Origin of the sequence: Paenibacillus sp. A3 (assembly GCF_001399685.1) — a bacterium.
In the GTDB taxonomy this organism is placed as follows: Bacteria; Bacillota; Bacilli; order Paenibacillales; family NBRC-103111; genus Paenibacillus_G.
Genome location: NZ_JTHN01000063.1, coordinates 21,670 through 28,472 on the forward strand (window position 1 = coordinate 21,670; position 6,803 = coordinate 28,472).

The 6,803-nt window shown below is 59.4% G+C and carries 6 protein-coding genes; 3 read left to right on the forward strand and 3 right to left on the reverse strand.

Annotated features, from left to right (window positions below; translation table 11 throughout):
• Window positions 1-77: 77 nt before the first annotated feature.
• The 3 genes from QJ48_RS09525 to QJ48_RS09535 all read right to left on the reverse strand — a co-directional run bounded on the left by QJ48_RS09525 (window position 78) and on the right by QJ48_RS09535 (window position 2,969).
• On the reverse strand, window positions 78-938 hold the full coding sequence (locus tag QJ48_RS09525) for a MurR/RpiR family transcriptional regulator (RefSeq protein ID WP_010495463.1): 861 nt from the start codon (window positions 936-938) through the stop codon (window positions 78-80).
• A 36-nt stretch (window positions 939-974) separates the two neighbouring features.
• On the reverse strand, window positions 975-1,769 hold the full coding sequence (locus tag QJ48_RS09530) for a M55 family metallopeptidase (RefSeq protein ID WP_054973392.1): 795 nt from the start codon (window positions 1,767-1,769) through the stop codon (window positions 975-977).
• 69 nt (window positions 1,770-1,838) lie between these two features.
• Window positions 1,839-2,969, reverse strand: coding sequence for a mandelate racemase/muconate lactonizing enzyme family protein (locus QJ48_RS09535; protein WP_054973393.1), 1,131 nt, complete (start codon window positions 2,967-2,969; stop codon window positions 1,839-1,841).
• Between the two features lie 205 nt (window positions 2,970-3,174).
• On the opposite strand from QJ48_RS09535, the gene murQ reads away from it, so the two are divergent.
• From murQ to QJ48_RS09550, 3 genes are all read left to right on the forward strand, one after another.
• On the forward strand, window positions 3,175-4,092 hold the full coding sequence (gene murQ, locus QJ48_RS09540; protein WP_054973394.1) for an N-acetylmuramic acid 6-phosphate etherase: 918 nt from the start codon (window positions 3,175-3,177) through the stop codon (window positions 4,090-4,092).
• 73 nt (window positions 4,093-4,165) lie between these two features.
• Window positions 4,166-5,131, forward strand: coding sequence for a DUF4434 domain-containing protein (locus QJ48_RS09545; protein ID WP_054973395.1), 966 nt, complete (start codon window positions 4,166-4,168; stop codon window positions 5,129-5,131).
• Window positions 5,124-6,080, forward strand: coding sequence for an ROK family protein (locus QJ48_RS09550; protein ID WP_054973396.1), 957 nt, complete (start codon window positions 5,124-5,126; stop codon window positions 6,078-6,080). The genes QJ48_RS09545 and QJ48_RS09550 overlap by 8 nt, the downstream gene beginning before the upstream one ends.
• Window positions 6,081-6,803: the final 723 nt, after the last annotated feature.

A 6,803-nucleotide genomic window follows, 5' to 3' on the forward strand; every position in this document is an offset into this window, starting at 1 on the left:
TGCTGTCCTCTAACTAAACTATACAACATTCGGGCGGAGATTTCCTCCTTTTTTATTTAATTTTATGAATTTATTTTTTAATATAGTTTGTCGACCACGGATTTGGCCGTTTTCTCGATCGCCTGGAACGCTTCCGCTTTGCGCCGCAGAGCCACAATGGTCGATAAAATATCGAGCACATGAATCTGTGCAAGCTTGGAAGCAAAGGCTCCTCCCTGCAGCGGCGTTTCTTTCGACGAAGCGAGCAGCACGGCGTCGGCGTATTGGGTAATGGGCGAGCGGGCGTGGTTCGTCAAGCAGACGATGGTGGCGCCATTTTCGTTCGCTATCCGTACGGCGTCGACCAGATCCTTCGTGCTTCCGGAGGTCGAAATTCCGACCACCACGTCGTCCGGTCCCGTTAAAGCGCAGTTCATCGTGATAATGTGGGCATCGTTCGCACAGAAGGCTTGAAAGCCAAGACGCATGAAGCGGTGCTGCGCATCCATGGCCGTCACGCCGGACGATCCGACGCCGAAAAAGAAAATGCGTTTTTTGGACAGCAGCGCATCGACCGTTTTTTGCAGCTCTTTTTCCTGCAGCAGGCTCATCGTGTCCTTCAGCGCCTGACTGTTGCTGGACGTGATCTTCTGGGCGATTTCGCCGATCTTGTCGTTCTCGTCAATGGCTCCGTGCACGTTCTCGCTCGGGCTGACGAGGTCTTGGGCGACCGCCAGCTTAAACTCCTGATAACCGCGAAAGCCGAGCTTCCGGCAAAACCGCAGCACGGTTGTCTCCCCCGTCGCAGCCATCTCGGCCAAGTCGGTCACGGAGCTGTAGACGACTTTTTCTTTATCCTGCAGGACGACGTCGGCGACCTTCTTCTCGGCCTTCGTCAGCGAGTTGTAGTTGCTTTCGATCCACAGCAGCGCTTTCGCGCCGATTGATTGTTTGTTCATAACTAACCACCTTTTTTATCGTATTCGTTTCATCGGTCAGAATGCCGCTGCCAGCAGTCCGGTTAAATGGTCTGCTTTGTAAACGGCGGTCAACCCGTCCGTCCTCTCGGCTGTTATTCCGTCATATCTGCGCGCGTCGGCTTGTTCGGTATGAAGAAAACGGATCGTCAGCTCGTACGGCCCCTTAAGGCGGAGCGGCTTCGGACGGTTCCCGTTCTCTATGGCGCGGCGCACTGCTGCCTGCAACTCGGTGCGTACCCGCTGCGGCGCTTTCATCAAGGCAGCATGCCGGCCGAGCGCCGTTTTCGTCTCGTACGCGACGACGCCGGGAAGCTCGTTTGTGGCTTCCATGCACGTTTTGTCATCGCCGGAGACGAACAGCACCGGGACACCCTGCAAGCCGAACAACAGCCCATCCAGCCCGATCTCGCCGATCGGCCGGCCGTTCAGCCGGAGCGACTGCCACCCTTGCGATGTCATCGTATGGTCCCGCACAGCCAGAGGGGTCCCTCCCATCGCATGGTACCCGATCAATAGCGCGCCGTCAAACGTTTCGTCGAGACCGGGAAACCGGTTCTCGACCCGGGTCGCGCCCATCACGTAGTCGGCCCCCGGATGCAGCAGCTCGGGAATGAAGTTAAAGCCGCTTCCGTGAGCGTCCTTCACGATAATCCGGGTCGCTCCCGCGTCCAGCAGCGCATCCGTCACGGCATTCGTTTCCAGCGTCAGCAGCCGTCGCGCTTCCTCGTACAGCGGCTCTCCCCTTACCAGTTGTTCCCTCAGCGTCACACCGGAAATCCCTTCCATATCGCAGCTGACGTAAAATTTCATACGATGCTCCCCTTTGTTTGTTATGGCAGCGGATCGATCCGTTTCAATGCGCGCCGTAGCTTGCCTATCTTATGAGTCGTTGGCAGCGTAGTCCTGCAGCTTGTTTTCCGAGATGCGGCAGCCGAGCCCCGGCCCTTCCGGCAGGACGACTTCGCCGCTGCGAATCGGCCAGTCTCCTTCGACGGCGTCGTCTTTCAGGAACATCGGACCGTTCAGATCGACCGGGTCCGTCAGCTCCAAATAACGGAACAGGTGCGCGGAGGCAACCAGCCCAAGCTTCGACTCCGTCAGCCCGCCGCCGAGCAAGCCGAGCCCGCTCTCCCGGGCGATCTCGCCGCACAGCTTGGCGCCGCGGAGGCCGCCCATCTTCGTCAGCTTGATGACGATGGTATCGCAAGCTTCGCTGCGCAGCGCTTCCAGAACGCCGCTTGGCGACCAAACGCTCTCGTCCAGCGCGATCGGGATGGACACTTTGCGGCGCAGCTCGGCATGACCGTGGAGCTGATTGGCCGGCAGCGGCTGTTCAAGCACGTCGACGCCGATGCGTTCGAGGCCTTGGGCCAGTTGAATCGCTTGCGTGAGGCGGTAAGCCTGATTCGCATCCACGCGGAAAAATAACTTCGGCGCTTCCTGCTTCACCGCCGCGACGATATCCAGATCGTTCGCCGGATTCAGCCCGATTTTGACATCGACGCCGGTGTAGCCTTCGGCCACCGCCTCCCGCGCTTTGCGCGCGGCTTCCTCCGGATTGTCTGTGCTTATCAGATAAGACAGGCGGACCGGGTGCGAGGAGCCCGACTGCCATAGTGCCGCTACTGGCATTCCGTAGCTGCGGGCGATCAGATCGTGAAGCGCGGTATCCACGGCTGCTTTGGCGATCGGCTGACCCGGGTGAAGGCTGCCTGCGAGCTCGCGGTTCATCATACGGTGAACCGCCGCCAAGTCGTCAGCGCACTGCCCGAGCAGCACCGGCCTCAGGTAATTGGAAACGGCGCTGCATACGGATTCGGGCGTCTCGTAGCTCCAGCGGGGACTCGGTCGCGCTTCCCCCCATCCTTCGACGCCGTTATCTCCCGTGATGCGGACATATACATGAGGCGCTCCGGCGGATACGGCGCCGACCGTTCCTTGCGAGATCCGAAACGATTGCTTCATCGGGAGGCGGAGCGGGAATACGTCAAGGGCGGAAATGCGGATCATGACTGGAACCTCCTCTGTTCGCGAGTACTAGTTCCATTATACTATACACAATAGAGATTATCTTCATTTTTTTAATACAATGAGGAATTTTCCTCCCAAAAAAGGTTTACGGAAAGCATTTTCTCCTTATATAATGGAATTGATCTCCATACTGAAGTTCATTTAAGGAGCTTTTTTTCAAATCGAACCCGATGGCAGGTGACCTATGAACGCGTACGAGACGGACCGGCTCGAAACCGAGACGCGGGACCCGCAAGCTCCCGAACTGGATTTGATGACAACGGCGGACTTGGTCCGCTATATGAATGAAGCCGACCGGTCGGTGCCCGGCCGTGTCGGAGAAAGTCTGGCCGACATCGAAGCTGCGGTGGACGTGATTGTGGAAGCGATCCGAGGCGGCGGCAGGCTGTTCTATGTCGGAGCGGGAACGAGCGGCAGGCTCGGGTTGCTCGATGCCTACGAATGCCCGCCGACCTTCGGCACCCCGCCCGATCTCGTGCAGGCCGTCATGGCCGGGGGAAGCGGCATGCTGCAGGCCGACGAAGCCGCCGAGGACCGGACCGAAGGCGGCGCTGAGGATCTTGAAGCCCGCGGGCTCTCGCCGCGGGACGTCGTCGTCGGCATCGCCGCCAGCGGCCGGACGCCTTATGTCGCCGGCGCGCTGCGCTACGCGCGCGAGGTCGGCGCCGCCACCGTTGCCGTAAGCTGCGTTCGCGGCTCGCTGATCGGCGCGCTGGCCGACACCGCTATCGAAGTGCCCGTCGGACCGGAGGTCGTCACCGGCTCCACCCGCTTGAAGGCGGGTACGGCGCAGAAGCTGGTGCTGAACATGCTTAGCACCGTAACGATGATCCGCCTCGGCAAGGTGTACGGCAGCCTGATGGTTGACATGCAGCCGACGAACGGCAAGCTGCTGCGCCGTGCGGAGCGAATCGTTGAGATGGCGACCGGCGCCAAGCCGGAGACGGCGGCGCACACGCTGCGGCAGACGGGCGGCGATGTGAAAACCGCCATCGTTATGCTGCTCGGTCCGGCTCCCGATGCCGGACAGGCAAGCCGCCTGCTGCGGCAGGCGGACGGCAGCGTGCGGGAGGCGCTCCGGCTCGCGCGGGAGGAAGCGTGATTCGCGCGCGGAGCATGCATTACAGTACGGGCTATTGAGTGCCCCCTATTTCAAGCAAAGCGAGGAACGGCCGATGAAACCGATCACAGGCACGTGGTTCGATTTTTACCATTGCAATCCGTACGAAGGCGACACCTGGAATGCGGCGACCCAACAGTTCACAGCGCACGATTGGGAGCTGAAAATGACGGAAATGGCCGAAGCCGGCATGGATACCTTCATCCTGCTCAGCGTGGCGCTGTACGGCAAAGCGTTCTATCCGTCGGAAGCGATGCCTTGGCGCTGGGATACCGTCTGCCCGGATCCGCTCGAAGCGGTGCTGGCTGCGGGAGATAAACTGAACGTCTCCCTGTACCTCGGGCTCGGCTTTTTCACGACACCGATTATGGGACAGCTGTCGCTCGACGGCGATTATTCCCGCCTGCGCATTGATGTCGCGAAGGAACTGGCGGAGAAATACGGCCACCATCCCTCCTTTGCCGGGTGGTATTTCCCTGTGGAAGCGGCGATCCGCGAATATTTTCCGGACAACTATATCGCGTATGCGAACGATTTGGCCAATCTGTGCCGCAAGCATGGCCCGAGCAAAGTGCTGATCGCACCGTACGGCACCCGCACGGTCAAAGCCGACGACCGCTTCGTTACGCAGCTTCGTTCGCTTGAGGTCGATTATATCGCCTATCAGGACGAGCTCGGCGTCAACCGGACCACCCACGATGAGGCGAAGCGAACGTTCGCCTCCCTGCGGGAAGCGCATGACCGGGCAGGCAAACCGCTTTGGGCGGATGTGGAGTTATTCCGTTTTCAAGGGAAGGTGCTCTACCCTCCTGCCTTCGAACGGATCGAGCAGCAGTTGATGACCGTATCGCCTTGGGTGGACAAAGTGCTCGGCTATCAATATCTGGGCATGATGAACAAGCCCGGCAGCCCCGTTCATGCAGGGCATGAATCGTCCGTCAAGCTGTACGAAGATTATATGGCGTTTCTGGACCGGAATGGTCTGCGTACGCCTGGTAAGGAGCGTTCGTCTCATGCGTAAGGTTGTTTTGGGTATTGATCTGGGGGGCACGAACATCAAAGCGGGAATTGTAAACGATAGCGGCGAGGTGCTGAAGCATACGGTTACCCCGACTCAAGCGGAGCAAGGGCGTGATGCACTTCTGGGCCGGCTGCGCGCCATCATCGAAGACTTCCGAGCGCACTCCGCATCGGCCGGCCTGCTGCCTGCGGGCATCGGCGTCGGCACAGCCGGCTACGTCGAGCCGTTGAGCGGCCGGGTCGCCTATGCCACGCCGAACTTGCCGGGCTGGACCGGACTGCAGCTGCGCGATGTCTTGGAGCAGGCTTCCTCCCTGCCGGTCGCCGTGGCAAACGACGCGCACGCGATGGCCGTCGGCGAAGCCTGGCTCGGAGCCGGGCGCCCGTACCGCGACTTCATCTGCGTCACGCTGGGTACCGGCGTCGGCGGGTCGCGCGTTATCGATGGAAGGCCGGACTACGGAGGCAGCGGCTTTGCCGGGGGCTTCGGCCATATGGTTATCGCTTGGGGAGGCCAGCCATGCAACTGCGGCCTATCCGGCTGCTACGAGCAATACGCCTCGGTAACCGCGCTGCTTCGGCTCGCGGCCGAAGCGGGACTTCGCGGCGACGAGCTGTCGGACGGGGCCAAATCGATTTTTGACCTGGCAGCGTCAGGACATCATGCCGCTTCGGCCGTCATCGAGCGATACGCCGAATACACGGCGGTCGGACTTATCAGCCTCGCGCATGTGCTGAATCCGCAGGCGATTGTGCTCGGCGGAGCCGTCACCGCCCAAGGCGACGCGCTGCTGGGACGGATCAGCCGGATCGTCCGCGAACGCGCTATGCCCGTATTCCGCGAAACGCCTATCGTCGCGGCCGAGCTCGGGAATGCGGCGGGCGTCGCCGGGGCCGCCAAGCTTGCATGGGACCGGCTGAGCGGCGGCCGAGCGGATGAAGACGTCTAAGCTAAGGATGCTTGAGCGAAGAAGACCTGGCCGGGGCCGGTGGAGCGCCTCTCACGCTTGGATGGAGAATGGCAGCACTAGGCCCGCCGGGTCAATACTATTGGCCAACTCCGCTTGGATGAATACGGGAGCGTTCCCTTCTCATCCTTCATGGAAGCCGGAACCGCTGCTGTAGTTCGCATGAGATGGCTTGACTGGCCTATGTGACGCTTGCGGCAGCTGTATTTCTCAACCTTTCTAATCCCTTCTGAACATTTAGAGGAACTGGCATGCGTTACTCCACCTCAATTGGCTTGCCTAATCGTAATAACGCACCTGTGATCACTTATCGCCGCCATCCTGAAGGAGTATAACTTTTTTCGACACGCTTAAAGCACCTGATCTCCTCTATACTCTCACAATCGTTCCAACGTTTCGCACAGTTCACCACAGTTCCTCTATTTTCAGCCTTTGACGGGCCAACTTTTGTTGGTCCGTTTCATGTTCTTTTGGACGATGTTCAAGAAAAAAGCGAGCCTTCCCGACTTACGCAGCGGTAAAGGCTCGCTCACTTGCGAATGAACTACTACGAGCTGTGCTGTCAAGTTTAACTGGTCCTCGTTAAACTTGACAGCAATGCTTCTTCCGGTTCCACTCGAAACTTCCTGCACCGAGCTCCGAACTACTATATATATCTTATAAGTTTTTCTCAGCAAATGTCCGGATGAAAGAATAAAATTGTGG